The organism is Pseudomonas sp. Tri1, from assembly GCF_017968885.1.
GTDB lineage: Bacteria > Pseudomonadota > Gammaproteobacteria > Pseudomonadales > Pseudomonadaceae > Aquipseudomonas.
In genome coordinates this window covers 4,215,639-4,230,971 of sequence record NZ_CP072913.1, presented here as the reverse complement: position 1 = coordinate 4,230,971, position 15,333 = coordinate 4,215,639, and the positions used below count along the sequence as shown (strand labels likewise).

Sequence of the window (15,333 nt, the reverse complement as noted above, 5' to 3'; positions counted from 1 at the left end):
TATGTACGATTTGTTTGAGTTCTACATTGACGGCGCCTGGGTCAAACCCCACGGCGAAACCGTCGAGACCGTGGTAAACCCGTCCACCGAGCAGGGGGTTGCGCGCATCATCCTGGGCGATGCTCGCGATGTAGACCGTGCGCTCGGCGCGGCCCGGCAGGCTTTTCCGGCGTTCGCCGCGAGTTCGCTCCAGACACGTATCGACTTGCTGCAGCGCATCATCGAGGCCTACAAACGCCATAGCGAGGCGTTGATCGAGGCGGTTCATCTGGAGATGGGCGCGCCGCTGTCCCTGGCCCGAAGCGCTCATGTCCCGGCAGGCCTGGGCCATCTGGCGCAGGCGCTGGAAGTGCTGCGCGAGTACCGCTTCGAGCGGCGCCTGGGCCAGACGCTGGTACTGCGTGAGCCTATCGGCGTGTGCGCCCTGATCACCCCCTGGAACTGGCCACTCAATCAACTCACCTGCAAGCTCGCACCCGCCCTGGCGGTGGGCTGCACGGTCGTACTCAAGCCAAGTGAGTGTGCGCCGTTGTCGGCGTATATCGTCGCGCAAATCCTGCATGAGGCCGGAGTGCCGAAGGGGGTGTTCAACTTGGTCAACGGTAATGGGCCAGGGGTTGGCGCTGCGCTGGCCAGCCATGCCGAGGTGGATATGGTGTCGTTTACCGGCTCGACCCGCGCCGGCATCGCAGTGGCCAAGGCGGCGGCCGATACGGTGAAGCGTGTGTCCCAGGAACTGGGCGGCAAATCCGCGAACATCCTGCTCGACGATGCCTACTTGCCTAGCGCGGTGCGCCACGGGGTACAGGCGTGCATCCGTAACAGCGGCCAGTCGTGCAATGCGCCAACGCGCCTGCTAGTACCGCGCGCGCAACAACAGGCGGTGGTTGATATCGTCCGGGAAGTGCTGGCGCAGGTGTGCTTCGACGACAGTAACCCGACCTGCGCCATCGGTCCCGTGGCGAATGCCCTGCAATTCGAACGGGTACAGGCCATGATCGCCCAAGCCATCGCCGAGGGCTCGCGATTGATCGCCGGAGGGCTGGGGCGACCACAAGGGGTTGAGCGCGGCTACTACGTGCAACCTACGGTATTTGCCGACGTCACCCCGGACATGCTGGTGGCGCGGGAAGAAATCTTCGGCCCGGTCCTGGCGATCATGCCGTACGACAGCGAGGCCGAGGCGATAGCCATCGCGAACGACAGCCCTTACGGCTTGTCAGGCTACGTCACCTCGACCGGCCTCGAACGCAGCCGCAGGGTTGCGCGGCAATTGCGCACCGGCATGGTCCATCTCAATGGCGCCCGGGCCGACCAGGCCGCGCCGTTTGGCGGCTATAAACAGTCGGGTAATGGGCGCGAGTGGGGGGAGATGGGGTTTGAAGAATACCTGGAGAGCAAGTCGCTGTTTGGGTATTGACGGCTTCAGAGGTGCGCGACGGGGCGACAGATGAATCAACGGCCACTTTGTGCGTGGGTTGGCGCTTATATGAGGTCATAACTGAGCTGTGGATAATCATCCATTATGTCTTTACGTTTCAGGACTCTACCTTGGAATGCATCGTAATTGAGGGGCAATTCTGGCATCCAAAAATACAAGTCTTTACCTCGGAGCAGAAGGCAAGGGACGTCTGGCGCGAATTGATAAATGACGTGGGCGCATGAACCCAATACTCATGAGTGGATGACCGCTCTGGGTCGAAAGTTGACTTTCCTCACCGGCTGCTTCTGGCCGAAAGCAGCCTCTGGGATGGCGATTTTCGACCCGAAGCGGACTTTTAAATTTCGTCGTCGAAACTTGGTTTTACGAGCAATAGTTCGTAAGTCAAATCTACTTCATGAAATGTGGCGCACCATTCTTGAAAGCCTGGCCGGTGCTCACACAATAGACGGACGATGAGTCCGGACTCCGTGCTAAACGTTTCATTAACGACTGCAATATCTCCAGGCGCCGCATCACGAGCATTTATCCAGTCAACATATAGGGCCTTCGTAGAATCGACGTAGGTCAATTTGATGATGTCGCCTTTGATAAGTGTCATAGTTATGGTTGATGCTCATATAAATTCACGGAGGGACCTTGTTCGAATGACCGCTTCTGGCCGGAAGCAGGTAAACGTTCGGGCAATACACGCCGCTCACCAGTTTTATATTTTTATCAAGGTGACGTGCTCACCGAATTTACACTCACTATGCCCCAGAAGAATCATACCGTTTGACAAACCGACGCTCGTCGACTGCGTAACCTTGCTGCTGATAAAAAGTGTGAGCCTGTATTCGGTGGTCACTGCTAGTCACCTCAGCCCGGACGCAATGTTGCTCTATAAAAAACGCGTCAGCAGCGGAAACCAGCATTGCCCCTACGCCTTGTCCTCGGAAATCGTCATCAATGACAAGGGAGGTAATGCGTCCGAGCCTACCCGGCTGATGAAACAGTTCAAGTACGTGTAAGCTCATGACGCCAATAATGTTTTTACCGTCTTGTGCCAACAGCACGGTATCCCGAGCGCTAAGTTCTAAAGCCTCAAGTTTATCTCGGATTAGCATTGGCGAGGTTTGGTAGCCTAACTGGCCTAGAAGTTTGGACACCGATTCTGCATCGGTCAGTAAGGCTTTTCGAATTTTCATATTGTTCTCAACTGGGTATTGCACACCATTGTATTCGACTTGACCTGTCGTTTGCATCGGACTTGACCAGCACACTGGGTGGCTGAGATCGGTAGCAAGCGTCCCGCGCGGACAGTGCCATTTATTTGGAAGTCCTCGCGTCAGGGGAGATGCAGCCCTGTAACGGGCGCTTCTAGGTGTCCGTAGTTCTATCAGCTTTCAACCTGCGCAGGGAGTGTTCTCCGACTTCTTTCGCCCAATTAATGTGTGCCTCGCTAGGATGCTTCTCACCTTAGTCGATATTTTTATGCTGTCCATGTTCTTGCTCAAAAAGTTTAAGTTATATGTTATCTGAATGTATATTTCGAAAGATTCTAAGTTGCTGTCGGCTTAGTCCTGTCCTCTTGTCCGTTGGTTTTGTGTGGAAAAGGCGGGTGGCGGGTGTTGAGAGAGTCCACCAGCGTGTGTTTTATTTATTCCATGGTCGTATTTGTTTTTTATGGTGGACAATCCAATACCTTGCGCTAGCCTGAGAATTCTCCTCTAGAGGAGAGATCAATTAATCAAAGGAATGAACCAATGAATAAGCCAGAATCCAACCCGCAGTTGAAGCACGGCCGTGTCATTTCCCCTCCTAGTCGTTCTGCTATTGCTACAGACGAGGGCCTTATTCTTGAATGGCATGCTAATGCAATGGAAGGAGGTAAAAACTTCCCATCATCGACTGCTGGGCCATTCCCAAGACCTTATGAGAGTGACGTCGCGAGCCTGGTACCACCAGCGGATGGTTATATCCTCAGCGGTGGCCAGACTGATGAGCGCGACTGCGTTAACTTCACCGACGAGGAAGTGAGCAAAAAACTGAATCGCCCATTTACCTGGCCTCTATTGAATGTCGAACCGGGCCAGGCGTTTCATGTCAAATGGGCATACACCATGCCCCACGTGACTCGGGGTTTTAGCTGGTTTATTACTAAGGATGGCTGGGATCCTGAAAAGCGTATCAGCCGCGCTCAGCTTGAGCCAAAGTCTTTCTATGATGATTTTTATACCCAGGTTCCCTTCTACGAATATACCGACGAATTGAAGGCGAAGGTTGAACATGAAGTGAAGCTGCCAACGGGTAAGCATGGTCATCATATTATTGTCCTGCTGTGGGTTGTTGCTGATACGGGGAATGCGTTCTATCAGGCGTTTGATGTGAACTTTAGATAAAGTCGGGCTATGTACGGCCCCTAGTACAGTTCTGAAGGAATAGAACAATGACCAAGATTGATTTTTCTTTGCTGAAGTCCAAAGTAAGTGATTCAGCCTCTTTGATGCCTAGCATTGCCAATAAAAAAATTCTGATGGGTTTTTGGCATAACTGGCCGGCCGGTCATAGTGACGGCTATCAAGGTGGGCAGTTCGCCAATCTAGATCTGGTGGATGTACCCAAGGACTACAATGTTGTTGCAGTGGCTTTTATGAAAGGCCGGGGCATTCCTACTTTCAAACCCTATAACCTCTCCGACGACGAGTTTCGCCGTCAGGTAGGCGTGCTGAACAGTCAGGGAAGAGCTGTATTGATCTCGTTAGGTGGCGCCGATGCTCATATCGAGTTGCACAAAGGAGATGAACAACCTCTGGCGAATGAGATCATCCGGTTGGTTGAAGTCTACGGCTTCGATGGGTTGGATATCGACCTTGAGCAAAGCGCCATTGATGTCGCTGACAACATGACGGTACTGCCTGCAGCCTTGAAACTGGTGAAGGATCACTACAAGGGCGAAGAGAAACATTTCATCATCAGCATGGCACCTGAGTTTCCCTATCTCAGAACGGGCGGCAAGTACGTTGGCTACATTCAGGCCCTTGAGGGGTACTACGACTTCATCGCGCCTCAGTACTACAACCAAGGTGGTGATGGGATCTGGGTTCAGGAGGCCAACGGTGGTCAAGGTGCCTGGATTGCGCAGAACAATGATGAGTTGAAAGAGGATTTCCTCTACTACCTGACCGAAAGCCTGGTAACGGGTACTCGGGACTACATCGCCATCCCAGCAGATAAATTTGTCATTGGCTTACCGGCCAACAATGATGCGGCGGCCACTGGTTATGTGATTGATCCTGCGGCAGTGGTAAATGCATTCAAGCGTCTCGACTCTGCCGGCCATTCCATCAAAGGGCTGATGACTTGGTCTATCAACTGGGACGATGGCATTACCAGGGACAATGTTTCCTATAACTGGGAGTTCTACAATCGTTACGCCCCGTTGATTCACGGCGAGTCGGAGCCTGGTGACCGGCCGACGGCTCCCGCAAACCTGTCCGCCAGGGACGTAACCGAGACGGGTATGATCTTGAGTTGGGGGGCTTCAAGCGGCCCTCGTCCGATCGAGACATACACGTTGTACCGAAATGGGGCTGCGATAGGCCGTTCGGCGTCTTTAACGCTGACAGACTCAGGCTTAACGCCGAACACTCAGTACAGCTACTTTGTCACGGCAACAGACTCTCAGGGAAATGAGTCGCTTCCGAGCAAGAGCCTGAGCGTTCGAACTGCTGGAGACATCACCGATCCAGAGTTCCCCGAGTGGCAGTTGAACCATCGGTATCGCAAGGAGGATGGCGTGACTTACGAAGGTAATAATTACGTGTGCCTGCAAGAGCACGTATCAAACTCAGGCTGGACACCCCCAGTTGCCTTTACCCTGTGGTCGAAGGTCGCAATCAAACGGCGTGCCTAGAGCGCTATGCAAAGCCCGGTGAAATGCCGGGCTTTTCTCTGCCTTCGAAAAAAAGATTCTCCGGATTTTGGAATCATGGCTTTGTGTAGGTCATGTTGCAGGAGGAAATCACCACCGTATCGCTGGTGATTTCAAAGCGGAATGCAATACGGGCGTCGGCCTTGGCAGGCTTCGCAGTAGCACCCATCCACTGAGTCAGTTGGGGCAAGGATAGGCGGTTATTGGGGCAGAACAAGGGTTGCCGGATTTGCCGGATGCGTAATGCCGGCTGTTCACCTCAATGGCGACTAACAGCCCCCCTCACATCATCGTCATACCACCGCAGTTGCAATCGTTCTGGAGCGCCAGGCAAAGGCCAACACCATCAGCAGCCCCAACCCCGCCATTGCCGCCCCGGCCAGGGAAATCGCCGGATAACCCAACCCCGCTTTGATCACCGCTCCGCCCAGCGCCGCACCAATCGCGTTGCCGAGATTGAAGGCCCCGATGTTCACCGCCGAGGCCAGATTGGGCGCGTCCTTGGCCGCTTCCATGACGCGCATCTGTAGCGGCGGCACCAGGGCGAAGCTGGCGATACCCCATATCAGGATGGCAACGGCAGTCGGCAGCGGCCAACGCATCAGTGCGGTGAACGCCAGCAAGACGAGAATCAGCACGCTCAGTGAAACGATCAGAGTGTGGTCTATCGAGCGATCGGCGGCCTTGCCGCCCCACATGTTGCCCAGCGTCAACCCCACACCGAACAGCACCAGCATGGCGGTGATGTACGCGGTGGACGCATGGGTCTCGCTGCTGAGGATCGGCGCGATGTAGGTGAAGACAGTAAACATCGCACCGGAGCCTACTACGGTCAGGGCCAACGCCCCCAGCACCGGGCCACGGCCCAGTACCCGAATTTCGGCCAGTACACCGACGCTTTGCGGCGCCGGCAGGTTGGGCAGGGCGAACCACAATGCGGCCATGGTCAACACGCCGAGGCCGGTAATCCCCCAGAATGCGGTGCGCCAGCCGAACAGTTCACCAAACCAGGCGGCCAGCGGCACACCGCCGATGGTCGCCAGGGTCAGGCCCATGAACATGGCCGCAACCGCCCCGGCACGTTTCTCTGGGGCGACCACACTGGCGGCGACGATGGAGCCAACGCCAAAGAACGCACCGTGGTTCAGTGAGGTCACCACCCTGGCGACCATGAGGCTGTAGTAATCGGTAGCCAAGGCTGACATCAGGTTACCCAGGGTGAAAATCGCCATGAGTCCGATCAGCAGATAGCGCCGGGGAATCCTACCGGTGGTCAGGGTCATCAGCGGCGCGCCAAGCAATACGCCCAGGGCGTAAGCACTGACCAACAGACCTGCGGCGGGAATGGAAACGCCGAGATCAGCAGCGATGCCCGGCAACATGCCCATGGGGGCGAACTCAGTAACGCCGATGCCAAAGGCACCAATGGCGAGTGCGACAAGTGGTGGATTGATACGCATGGAAGGCTCCTTATCTATGCTGCCAATGCTACGATCCAACCTTTTCAGGCGGTAGATAGCGTTTTTGGCAATCACCTTTGCGTAAGAGGCACAAATGGACTTCAACGGCAGGTCAGGTGAAATGGACGTGTTCGTCACCGTGGCACGGGAGGGCAGCCTGTCGGCCGCCGCGCGTGCATTGGGGCTGACACCTTCGGCGGTCAGCCGGATCATCGCGCGGACCGAACAACGTCTTGGCACCCGCCTGCTGTTGCGCACCACCCGAGCGATCACTTTCACCGCCGAGGGTGAGGCGTTCCTGCGCGGCGCCCGGCGTATCCTGGCCGACATGGCCGAGGTCGAAGAAGCCATTGCCGACCAGGGCGTACCCAGGGGCCGTTTGCGGGTCAGTGCTGCCCTTGGTCATGGACGGCTGGCCATCGTTCCCTTGGTGGCAGCATTCAGCGCCCGTTACCCGAACATCGTCGTCGACCTCACCCTCGGCGACGAAGTGGTCGACATTCTCGGCGGCCAGGCCGACGTGGCGGTACGCTTCGGCCACCTGCCCGACAGCCCGCTGACCGCGCGCAGGATCGGCGACACCGGCCAGGTAGTGGTGGCGTCGCCCGAATATCTGCAGCGCCACGGCCACCCCCAGGAACCGGAAGACCTGCTACGGCACAACTGCCTACGCTTCAACTTCCGACGTGCCGAACCCAACTGGCCGTTCATCCGCGACGGCAGTGAGTTTTCCCTGAAGGTCAGCGGCAACATCGAATGCAGCAGTGGTGAAGCCCTGGCACAACTCGCGCGAGTAGGTGCCGGCATTGCGCGTATCGGCGAGTTCACCGTGAGCGAGGACCTGCAGCGCGGCGACCTGATACCACTGCTGGAAGCCTGGAACCCCGGCGACCGGGAACCGATTCATGCGGTGTTCGTAGGGGGCTCGGCAATGCCGGCGCGGGTGCGGCTGTTTGTGGATTTTTTGCTGGAGCATCATCGGATGTGAGAGGGGCAGTTGATTCTTGCGATGTGGTGAGGCAGGTCGCATTAAGCAAGTAGTCATGTGCTATCGGTGGGTGGCTGCATCATTGGAACAATCGGGAGCCATAGCCGAGATTGGCCGGTGGCTATTCGAGAGTGGCCGATTTAGGCCAATAGCCGTCAGTTAAGAAAAGCTGCTTTCGAGCCAAAGCGGACGTTCGGCAGTACATCTGGCAATATGTTTTTCTGACAGGCCTGTCCTGAATCCATGGCAAAACTGAATTGGCGAGTACTTTCACCCCATGAACAAAGGTCTGAGTGATGTCAACCTTGATTACGTACTTGCGGTCATTGAAAAGGATCCAAACACGGAATTAAGTGTGATGTGTGAGCACCTGCGGATCGACAGTCGCGACCTTTTGAATCAATTGGCGATCTCAGTAGCAAGACTGTTTATCACGGGCACCCGCGATTTTCATTACTGTGATGAGGTGATGAATATTGTCATCAGCGATATCGTCGACTTGTCCATGCACGCGGAAATGCCCCAGCCGGCATTTTCTATCTATCAGGCATTTGATGCAGGCGAGTATTGGCACAGCGACGATGACCGGGATGTATTTCCTTGGGAGAAGTGGACGCGGCCTGAGCTCCAGAGAATTTTGTGTGAGGTCGACGATGACGCAAATGGGCTTTCGAAGTAGGTTCGACTTGAGCCCCCGAAGGACCGCTTTTGGCCGTTTGCTGCCCATCGCACGCCCTCACCGCACTGACGCCTGATAATCACCCAGAAGTACCGCGGCTTACCAAGCCGTTTCGCAAGAGCGAGCTCGCGGCAAATCACTGGACGAAGTTTCCGAGGGTAAAGTTGTAGCGAACTGAGTCGTTTCAGCTAGCCAACCCTCAGCGCGCCTACCTGTTAGTCTTGCGCAGCAGTTCGTGGGCCATCTCGATGGCCTGCTCGCGTGAGGCGGCGAACAGCAGCGGGTAGCCCCAAACCTTGGCGAACAGGCCGGCGAATGCCTTGAATCCCAGGCGCTTTGCCGCGCTGGGTTCGACCATGATCAGGGCCAGAACCAGGCTGCGCAGTTGCGCCTTGTGCTTCTTCATCCACAGCGTGGTGCGTTTCTTTTCTTCTGGTGAGTGCTCATGGTCATCGCCGGGTGGCGTTTCGCTGAGCAGCACGAAGGGTTCGCCGCGCTGCAGGTTGGCTGCGAACTCGTCGAAGTCCTTCTGGGTATCGTGCCCGGGCTCGTGGGCGAAACTCATCCACACCAGCGGGAATTCAGCGCTATTCATCGGCATGGCGGGTTCCTTTGCGGTTGAGGTGACGCCAGCTGGCAGCGATGGCGAACACGCCGGGCAGGGTGATGAAGAATACCGCCGAGAAGGCGACGTACCAGCCGTCGCGCAGCCCGTCGGTGACTCCGCCCAGGGTATTGAGCACGACAAGCAGGCTGCCGAGGATCAGGACAGCCCACTGGGCCTTGCGGGTTTCGATCAGGGCGAGGAGCACCGTGACGATCCAGGAGCCATAGAAGCTAGGAAACACCCACAGCATGCCGGGCTCGAAGGTAATCGCCGGGGCGGTGCCCTGTGCTCTCACAAAGTCGTTTACGTAGAAGAACAACTGGAAGGTCACGAAGAGCACTGCGCCAACAGTAGTCGTCAACCAGAACAAGGTGACCTTGTTCGCATTGTGTATCGCCAATACGTGAACCGGGTTTTGGGTAGGCATGAGCACGTTCTCGATGTTCAAGACGGTAGGGGCGCGAGTCGCCGGCAGCGATCCGCGTACTGCGGGCAATCAGTAGCGGTAGTCCAGCGTGGCCATCAGGTTGCGCGGGGCGCCATAGGTCACGGTGTCGAAGTCACCTTTCTGCAAGGCGTACTTCTTGTCGAATAGGTTGTTGACGTTGAGGTCCAGGTCGATGTTCTCGCTCAGGGCGTAACGCCCAATCACCGAGGTCAGGGCATAGGCGCTCTGTTCGCCGCCCAGCGTGCTGGTACCAACGCCTGGCGCCTGGTAAAAGCGGCTCTGCCACTTCACGCCTGTGCCCAGGGTCAGCTTGTTCCACGCGCCGGGCAGCCGGTAGGTGGTGAAGAACTGGGCCGTGGTGCGCGGTAGCTGGGAGTTCAGGCGCTCGCCGTCGCCATCCTCGGCGGTGAAGTGGGCGATACCGGCGTAGATGTTCCAGCCAGTGGCCAGCTCGCCCTGCAGGTCGAACTCGATGCCGCGAGACTTGGTGCCGTCGGCGCCGGTATAGGCGTTGGCTCCGCCTGGGGTGAACGCGCCGGGGACCAGTTGCGCGGCGTTGTCCAGCTTGGTCTCGAACACCGCCACGGCAGCATTCAGGCGCCCGTCCAGGTAGGCGGCCTTGAGGCCGACTTCCTTGGTCTTGCCCTTGGACGGCGTGAGCACGTTGCCGGTCGTGTCGCGGAAGTCGGTTTGCGGGTTGAAGATGCCCGTGTAGCTGACGTAAGCCGAGTAGGTACTGTCGATGTCGTAGACCAGTCCGACGTACGGGGTGAATTCGTTGTTTTTCTTGTAGTGCAGCGTGCTGCCGTTGGCGTCGTCGTCGACCTCGTAATAGTTCAGGCGCCCGCCGACGATGAGCTTCAGCGGATCGGCCAGGGAGAAGCGGGCCGCACTATAGATGCCGCTCTGCTTGACCTCGGTGCGGGTCGGGATATGCGGCATGGCATCAAAGTTGGGCCGCGGCGTGCCTGGGCTCAGGGTATGGATGTTGATCGGCGTAAAGCCTGCGAAGAACGGCGCTACATCGTCCTGGCGGGCCTTGCGGCGTGAGCTTGTCGCGCCGACCACTAGGTCGTGCTGGCGGCCGAGCATTTCGAAGGGGCCGCTGGCCATCACGTCAAAGGTGTTCTGGCGACTGCGCCCCTCGGACGCCACTGCGAACGGGAAGGCGCCCAGCCCCGTGACAGGGTCAGGCCGGCCACCCAGGGAGACCAGTTCGGATTCGCTTTCGGTGCGGTACTGGTTGAACACGCCCTTGAGCGTCCAGCCGTTGTCGAAGCGGTGCTCGACTTCGGCAAAGGCGGTCTTGAGGGTATTGTCGAAATGGCTCCAGTCCTGCCCATAGCTCTTGGAGCGGGAATAATCGATCTGCGAACCGTCGCTGTACCACAGCGGTAAGCCGCCCCAGGTGGCGCCCTTCGGCGTAATGTCCTGGTAGTCATAGCCCAGGCTCACCGTGGTATCGGCGGTCAGGTCGGCCTCGACGATGCCGTAGAACGCCTTGCGCTCGGGCTTGTAGCCGTCCAGGTAGGAGTTGCCGTCCTGATAGGTGCCTACCAGGCGCGCGCGGATGCGGCCGTCCTCGGTCAGCGGTGTGGAAACGTCGCCCATGCCGCGGTGGGTATCCCAGCTCCCGGCGCCGAGGGAGGCGGATGCGGCGAATTCAGGTGTCGGCCGTTTGCGCACCAGGTTGATGGAGGCTGAAGGGTTTCCGGTGCCGGTCAGCAGGGCCGAGCCGCCGCGCACCACCTCGACACGGTCATAGAAGGCGGTGTCCAGGGCACTGATGCCGCTGCCGTTGACGGCGTTGCCGATCACGGTGGGGATGCCGTCGTACTGCACGTTGTTAATCAGCAACCCCCGCGAATAGAAGCTGGTGCGCTCGCTGTCGGCCTGGCGCGCGGTGACACCGTTGGTGTTCTCCAGCACGCTCTGCACCGTGTTGAGTTGCTGGTCGTCCATGCGCTGGCGCGTGATCACGGTCACCGCCTGGGGCGTTTCCTTCAGCGTCATCGGCAGGCGCGTCGCCGCAGCCGTCTCGCCGGTGGTGTAGGAGCCGGTTCCCTCGGTGGTCGCGTTGTCCATTTGGCCTGTCACGCGGATTGCCGGCAGGGCCACTTCCTTCTGGGCTGAGTCTGCTGCTTTGTTCTGCGGCTGCGCCGTCTCGGCGGCAAATGCGCCCGGCGCATTGAGCAGAAGCGCTGCCGCAATCGCCGAGCCCAGCGCGCTGCAGGGCGCGTTTTTGAGGTGCCCGGCGAGCGGCGGACAGACGACTGAATCGGCGCACAGAGCAAGAGACGAGCGAAACTTCCCTGTAATGGATGAAGCTTTCATTTAAGCAATACTCATTTGCATTTAGATGGCGCATTTAACAACAAAGGCAATGCGCCATGATGGTGAAATCAGGCCAGATTGTTATTCGATTCGGCCAATAATGATGACACCCTCCCGCTGGCCGTTTTGAGTAATAGTCATGGTTGATTACGGAATATGGTCGACTTGCCAGGCAGACTGACGAGGGGCAAACGGCCGGCGTGACATGCGGCGATGTCGCCGTTGTGCGCGGTCGTCTTCATGGGCGAGCGGCGTTGCCGGGTGCGTGTGGGCTTCGCTGAAGTCCGCGGCTTTTTGATAAAGCAGCGCAGGCTTGCGTCAGGACAGGCGGATTGGATCAGAGGGCGATCGGATCGGGGAGCATGATTCCGGGCGCAGCTGCCGTCACCGCGCTGCCGGTGCGATCCGAAAGGTAGCGAGCCGGCGGCTTGCCCACCGCCTTGCGAAACATCGTGACGAAGCCGCTGGCGTTTTCGTAGCCCAGTTCCAGCGCCACCGTTTGCACGCTGTCACCCTTGGTCAGCCGTTGCAGCGCCAGGATCACGTGCAGCTGCCGACGCCAGCGCCCGAAGCTCATGCCAATTTCCTGCAGCAGCAGGCGGCTCATGCTGCGCTCGCTCATGCCTATGTGCGTCGCCCAGGCGGTCTTCGACGTCTTGTCAGCCGGCGTCGCTAGGATCATTTCCGCGAGGCGACGCAAGCGTGGGTCGCGCGGCATGGGCAGGTGCAGGTCCTCCACCGGCGCCGCCACCAGCTCGTCGAGCAACACCGCCAGCAGCCGTTCCTCCCGTCCGCCTGGGGCGTACAGCTCAGGAACGGCGGTCGCCTTGAGCAGCAACTCGCGCAGCAGCGGCGATACCGAAATTGTGCAGCAGGTGGTCGGCAGATCCGGCGCGGCATCCTGCTCGACGAACAGGCAGTAGCACTCCACTTCACCGGAACCCCAGGCCGAGTGGGGCAGGTCGCCGGGGATCCACAAGGCGCACTGCGGCGGCACGATCCAGACGCCTTCTTCGATTTCGCAGTTGAGGATGCCGCGAACCGAGTAGATCAGCTGCGCCTTGCGGTGCTGATGCGTGGCATTTTCCCAGTCCTTGGCGACCAATGTGGCACTCAGAGCCACAACCGGCCGCGAGACGCTGTCGACGTCCATGGTGGAGGTCAGATCGGTAACGGCAATGCTCGACATGAGGTGTAGAGACTCGGATAGAAAAGGAGGCCTTGGCCTAGCTGGAAAGTATCATGAGCCGCTAGTGTAATGACATCCGGCCTTCCCTCCACATAGGAGCATGGATCCTCCTGGCAGGGGATAGGTCTATTCTCTCCACGACCTGCATCCGTTCCCAAGATCCTTGTGCCTAGACCTCCGCCAAGGTTTGGGGCAAATACGTGCTGCAGCGGCAGTTCACACTGTGCAATATCAAGCGGGTTCGTGACGCCTGGATTATGCCAGCACCAGGCACCGTTCAAACGAGTTACGGCTTTTGGACGAAAGCAGTCTCCTGCTAATGGCTGCTTTTGGCCGATCTCTGACGGTTGGGACCTGTAAACTCGATGGTCAGCACTGATGCATGCTGCCGATACCATTTCTATTACGTAAAACGGGCGCTTTCAGGCGCCCGTCGTTCCATCAGCTTTCGACCTGCGCCTGAAGCCGTCGACCAATCACCTCCAGCAAATCGCACCCATCCCGCAACGGGATCACCAAAAGCTGTGCAAAGTCCGAAAGCACCACCGTATCGCTGGTGATTTCAGAGCGAAATGCAATGTTCTCCAGTACCTGAGTCACCACACGGATGCGGTAATCGGCGGTGGCGTGCAGGATGTCCAGCGGGGCTTGAGTATCAATGAGAAGGGAAGCAGGGGTGCAGTCGATGCCAGTGATAGGGACGTATCTTTCCATGTTAAAAACTCCGATCTAATGAGGTTTTAACCACTCAATCGTCGCCAAACAATTGGGTGGCAGTTGTACGCAGGTTGGCGAACCGGGATCGAAAACCGGCAGACCCGAAGGCCTCCCACGCACAACTGCCGTAACGGGCAGCCGTGCAAGTGTGCCAAAGCCTCCGTAAAAAACGCAGTACTTTCGCACTCGATCCTCAGGTCGCCAAACCTGATCGCCATTGAGCGATGGGCATCACTATAGGTTTTGTCGGATTGGGCGGGGAAGGTGACGGGGTCCTAAAGCTTCGTAGGAGCTGCGATCGTTTTTTGCCGGAGGGATCTGACATGATCGAATCGACTTATTCAAAACCATCGACCGATCAACCGTGGTATTAGTTTTGGGACTGCTTCGCAGTCCAGCGGGGCGGTGCGACGTTTCGCTAAATTCCCTCGCCACAGGGGAGGGTGGTGTGGCTAGCCTTCGAACTCAGCCCCAACCCCCAAGCCTCCCGACATCAGGTATTCTCCGCCCTCAAACACCATCCCGGCTTGCGGCATGCAAATCGCCTGTCTCAGCCCCTCGAACGGTCTGAAAAGCGGCGCACCAGGAGGCTTGCATGTTGATTGGATATCGGTTCGAGCGCACCGCGCAGGATGACCTGCACATCCACTCGCGCAATCGGGTGCAGAGCATATTCGTGCTGCTGACGGGCGCGCTGGCCTTCATCTTGCCGGTGGCGTTCGCCGTGTTTGTGATCGCTGATGGACGCTCGCCGTTGGCTGATGCGGATCCACTGTCCTCACTGCTGATCGTTCTCGGGCTGCTGCTGATGCCTGCCCTTGGCCTGTTCCTGGTGGTTTACACCGGCATCCGCGAGACCTTGGTGTTGTCGCGAGTCGACGGTGAAGGCAAGCGCCTCACTCGAAACTTTTTTGGACGCCGCGAGCGGGTACAGTCGGTCTTTCGGATCGAGGCCGCCAAATACCTCGAACTTCGCCGCCGTCCACAGGCTGAGCGAGCCCACACTCAGCTGTGGCTGATGCTGCGCGACGGCACCGCGCACCGTTTGACCAGCGACAACGTTCCGGTCGTGCCGGGAGGTCAACGCACCGACTTATGGCTGCGTGAGCTGGCCGACTACCTGAACGTGGCGGCGCCCACCGAGGTCGTCGAGGGGGTGGCGCCTGATGTGAAGGCACCCTATAGGCCTGCACCAGCCCCCACCAGCGGTAAGGCGGTGAGGGAAGCCAGGCAGCGTCGAGGAAAGGGGGGCACGCTGGCGCCTGAGCCGACCGAGAAATTCGGCATTCCCGCACGCGCCTTGCTCATGTTGGTGGGTACTTTCCTGGCCGTACTGGAGCTAAGCCAGGTCATCGCATTGGTGCCGGCTCTGTTTGCCGGGCGGCTGCGTGTCGGTGGCTCTCGCCCGACAACCTTCTACTGGGCCGAGCAACCGTTGAGCTTTTCACTCAACCTGTTTGTGGGCATCGCCGAGGTGTTGATCGTCGGCGTCATCGCTTGGGGTTGCCTGCGCACGGCGATCCGGGGCCGGATGAAATCCAATCCCTGAATGCGGTT

At 58.3% G+C, this 15,333-nt stretch carries 13 protein-coding genes; 6 read left to right on the top strand and 7 right to left on the bottom strand.

The annotated features are described in order from the left end of the window. Window position 1 precedes the first annotated feature (1 nt). Window positions 2-1,420 carry an aldehyde dehydrogenase family protein gene (locus J9870_RS18025; protein ID WP_210639331.1) on the top strand — a complete coding sequence of 473 codons (1,419 nt, stop codon included), beginning with the start codon at window positions 2-4 and terminating at the stop codon, window positions 1,418-1,420. 770 nt (window positions 1,421-2,190) lie between these two features. On the opposite strand, the gene J9870_RS18020 is transcribed toward J9870_RS18025, so the two are convergent. Further along, window positions 2,191-2,685, bottom strand: a complete 495-nt coding sequence (locus J9870_RS18020; protein WP_246883021.1) for a GNAT family N-acetyltransferase — start codon at window positions 2,683-2,685, stop codon at window positions 2,191-2,193. 501 nt (window positions 2,686-3,186) lie between these two features. On the opposite strand from J9870_RS18020, the gene J9870_RS18015 reads away from it, so the two are divergent. Together J9870_RS18015 and J9870_RS18010 are read left to right on the top strand one after the other, a co-directional pair. After that, window positions 3,187-3,822: a lytic polysaccharide monooxygenase auxiliary activity family 9 protein gene (locus tag J9870_RS18015; RefSeq protein ID WP_210639330.1), complete on the top strand. Its 636-nt coding sequence runs from the start codon at window positions 3,187-3,189 to the stop codon at window positions 3,820-3,822. A 47-nt stretch (window positions 3,823-3,869) separates the two neighbouring features. Continuing rightward, window positions 3,870-5,336 carry a glycosyl hydrolase family 18 protein gene (locus J9870_RS18010; RefSeq protein WP_210639329.1) on the top strand — a complete coding sequence of 489 codons (1,467 nt, stop codon included), beginning with the start codon at window positions 3,870-3,872 and terminating at the stop codon, window positions 5,334-5,336. 311 nt (window positions 5,337-5,647) lie between these two features. Here J9870_RS18010 and J9870_RS18005 read toward each other — a convergent pair whose 3' ends face one another. Further along, complete coding sequence (locus tag J9870_RS18005; RefSeq protein ID WP_210639328.1) at window positions 5,648-6,814, bottom strand: MFS transporter; 1,167 nt, start codon at window positions 6,812-6,814, stop codon at window positions 5,648-5,650. Window positions 6,815-6,908: 94 nt separating this feature from the next. On the opposite strand from J9870_RS18005, the gene J9870_RS18000 reads away from it, so the two are divergent. Then, window positions 6,909-7,802, top strand: a complete 894-nt coding sequence (locus tag J9870_RS18000; protein WP_210639327.1) for a LysR family transcriptional regulator — start codon at window positions 6,909-6,911, stop codon at window positions 7,800-7,802. A 277-nt stretch (window positions 7,803-8,079) separates the two neighbouring features. Then, window positions 8,080-8,481 (top strand): hypothetical protein, encoded by a 402-nt coding sequence (locus J9870_RS17995; protein WP_210639326.1) that lies wholly within the window; start codon window positions 8,080-8,082, stop codon window positions 8,479-8,481. A 208-nt stretch (window positions 8,482-8,689) separates the two neighbouring features. Here J9870_RS17995 and J9870_RS17990 read toward each other — a convergent pair whose 3' ends face one another. From J9870_RS17990 to J9870_RS17970, 5 genes are all read right to left on the bottom strand, one after another. Further along, window positions 8,690-9,082: a hypothetical protein gene (locus J9870_RS17990; RefSeq protein ID WP_028941356.1), complete on the bottom strand. Its 393-nt coding sequence runs from the start codon at window positions 9,080-9,082 to the stop codon at window positions 8,690-8,692. Beyond that, window positions 9,069-9,515, bottom strand: coding sequence for a hypothetical protein (locus J9870_RS17985; protein WP_246883020.1), 447 nt, complete (start codon window positions 9,513-9,515; stop codon window positions 9,069-9,071). Before J9870_RS17985 ends, J9870_RS17990 begins: the two co-directional genes overlap by 14 nt. Before the next feature lie 69 nt (window positions 9,516-9,584). After that, window positions 9,585-11,870 carry a TonB-dependent siderophore receptor gene (locus J9870_RS17980; protein WP_210639325.1) on the bottom strand — a complete coding sequence of 762 codons (2,286 nt, stop codon included), beginning with the start codon at window positions 11,868-11,870 and terminating at the stop codon, window positions 9,585-9,587. A gap of 337 nt (window positions 11,871-12,207) precedes the next feature. Then, window positions 12,208-13,059 (bottom strand): helix-turn-helix transcriptional regulator, encoded by an 852-nt coding sequence (locus J9870_RS17975; RefSeq protein WP_210639324.1) that lies wholly within the window; start codon window positions 13,057-13,059, stop codon window positions 12,208-12,210. Between the two features lie 441 nt (window positions 13,060-13,500). Continuing rightward, entirely contained in the window at window positions 13,501-13,773 is a 273-nt protein-coding gene (locus tag J9870_RS17970; protein WP_210639323.1) for a hypothetical protein, read from the bottom strand. A gap of 598 nt (window positions 13,774-14,371) precedes the next feature. Between J9870_RS17970 and J9870_RS17965 the strand changes: the two genes are divergently transcribed. Then, entirely contained in the window at window positions 14,372-15,325 is a 954-nt protein-coding gene (locus J9870_RS17965) for a hypothetical protein (protein WP_210639322.1), read from the top strand. Window positions 15,326-15,333 lie beyond the last annotated feature (8 nt).

What these genes read in the sequence shown, in the direction of transcription:
- J9870_RS18025 (WP_210639331.1), top strand. Translation starts at nt 2, where the DNA reads ATGTACGATTTGTTTGAGTTCTACATTGACGGCGCCTGGGTCAAACCC.
- J9870_RS18020 (WP_246883021.1), bottom strand. Translation starts at nt 2,685, where the DNA reads ATGCAAACGACAGGTCAAGTCGAATACAATGGTGTGCAATACCCAGTT.
- J9870_RS18015 (WP_210639330.1), top strand. Translation starts at nt 3,187, where the DNA reads ATGAATAAGCCAGAATCCAACCCGCAGTTGAAGCACGGCCGTGTCATT.
- J9870_RS18010 (WP_210639329.1), top strand. Translation starts at nt 3,870, where the DNA reads ATGACCAAGATTGATTTTTCTTTGCTGAAGTCCAAAGTAAGTGATTCA.
- J9870_RS18005 (WP_210639328.1), bottom strand. Translation starts at nt 6,814, where the DNA reads ATGCGTATCAATCCACCACTTGTCGCACTCGCCATTGGTGCCTTTGGC.
- J9870_RS18000 (WP_210639327.1), top strand. Translation starts at nt 6,909, where the DNA reads ATGGACTTCAACGGCAGGTCAGGTGAAATGGACGTGTTCGTCACCGTG.
- J9870_RS17995 (WP_210639326.1), top strand. Translation starts at nt 8,080, where the DNA reads ATGAACAAAGGTCTGAGTGATGTCAACCTTGATTACGTACTTGCGGTC.
- J9870_RS17990 (WP_028941356.1), bottom strand. Translation starts at nt 9,082, where the DNA reads ATGCCGATGAATAGCGCTGAATTCCCGCTGGTGTGGATGAGTTTCGCC.
- J9870_RS17985 (WP_246883020.1), bottom strand. Translation starts at nt 9,515, where the DNA reads ATGCCTACCCAAAACCCGGTTCACGTATTGGCGATACACAATGCGAAC.
- J9870_RS17980 (WP_210639325.1), bottom strand. Translation starts at nt 11,870, where the DNA reads ATGAAAGCTTCATCCATTACAGGGAAGTTTCGCTCGTCTCTTGCTCTG.
- J9870_RS17975 (WP_210639324.1), bottom strand. Translation starts at nt 13,059, where the DNA reads ATGTCGAGCATTGCCGTTACCGATCTGACCTCCACCATGGACGTCGAC.
- J9870_RS17970 (WP_210639323.1), bottom strand. Translation starts at nt 13,773, where the DNA reads ATGGAAAGATACGTCCCTATCACTGGCATCGACTGCACCCCTGCTTCC.
- J9870_RS17965 (WP_210639322.1), top strand. Translation starts at nt 14,372, where the DNA reads ATGTTGATTGGATATCGGTTCGAGCGCACCGCGCAGGATGACCTGCAC.